The organism is Tepidimonas aquatica (assembly GCF_007556585.1).
Taxonomy (GTDB): Bacteria; Pseudomonadota; Gammaproteobacteria; order Burkholderiales; family Burkholderiaceae_C; genus Tepidimonas; species Tepidimonas aquatica.
In genome coordinates, this window is record NZ_VJNA01000083.1 from 1 (window position 1) to 1,068 (window position 1,068).

General features: G+C 61.3%; 1 protein-coding gene. It reads right to left on the reverse strand.

Annotation, left to right across the window (positions count from 1 at the left end):
• On the reverse strand, positions 1–967 hold a 967-nt coding region (locus tag Taqua_RS13055), incomplete at its 3' end, for an IS481 family transposase (RefSeq protein WP_144326994.1).
• Positions 968–1,068 lie beyond the last annotated feature (101 nt).

A 1,068-nucleotide genomic window follows, 5' to 3' on the forward strand; every position in this document is an offset into this window, starting at 1 on the left:
TGTCAGGTCCCGGACGATTGCGTGGCACTTTTATGAAAAGTTCCGGTTTTTCTTTGTACCATCTTTTCATGGCCTCGATGGGCGGGACATGTCCCAGGGCTTTCTGGGGGATGTGGTGATTGTACAGCCAGACGTAGCGATGAATCGTTGCCTCCAGCGCTTCGCGGCTGTCGAAGCGATGGGTGGCGAGTACCTCGCTGATGCGCCCATTGAAGCGCTCGACCATGCCGTTCGTCTGCGGGCGGCGCGGTTTGGTCAGCCGATGCTCGATGTCGAGCGCCTGGCACAGTTCATCGAAGGCATGTGCTCCCGTGGGGGTGCGCTCTCCCCGGGTGATGAAGCGGTCGGTGAATTCCTTGCCGTTGTCGGTGAGGATCGTGTGCAGACGAAAGGGGGTCGCCTCGATGAGCGAGCTCAGAAAGCGCCGGGCGTTGGCGGCTGTCTTCTCCGGGTAGATGGCCACGAACACCCAACGCGTGGCCCGGTCGATCGCCACGAAGAGGTAGCGGCGTTTGTCCTCGTCGGGCATCTGCGGCAGGTACTTCACGTCCAGATGCACGAACCCCGGCTCATAGGACTTGAAGGGTTTGTGCCCAGGCTTTTCCGCTTTGGGCTGCAGGGCCTTGAGCGAACCGACGCCGTGGCGGCGCAGGCAGCGATCCAGGCCAGATCGAGAGACGTTCGGCGTGATGAACTCACGAACCACAGCCAGCAGGTCGTCCAGAGGCAGCATCAAGGTCCTGCGCAGCTCCACCACGACCGCCTCCTGAAACGGGGTCAGGTTCGTCTGCAGACGGTGCGCCGTGTGCGGACGATCTTCGACGTCGGTGCGTTTCTTCCAGCGTCGGATGGTGTCCTCCGACACCCCGAGTTCCCGGGCAAGACGCCTCACCGGCAGGTTCGAGCTTTGGATGTAGCGCCGGGTCGCAGGGGTCGTGGTGGCGTTCTTGTGCAGTCGAACCATCATGACTTTTGCCTCCGTAGTTCCTCGATCAGCTCACGCATCGTCTCGCGACCTATGAATAATGCACGACGTCGCGGATCAATGCAATCGTCCGGGACCTGACA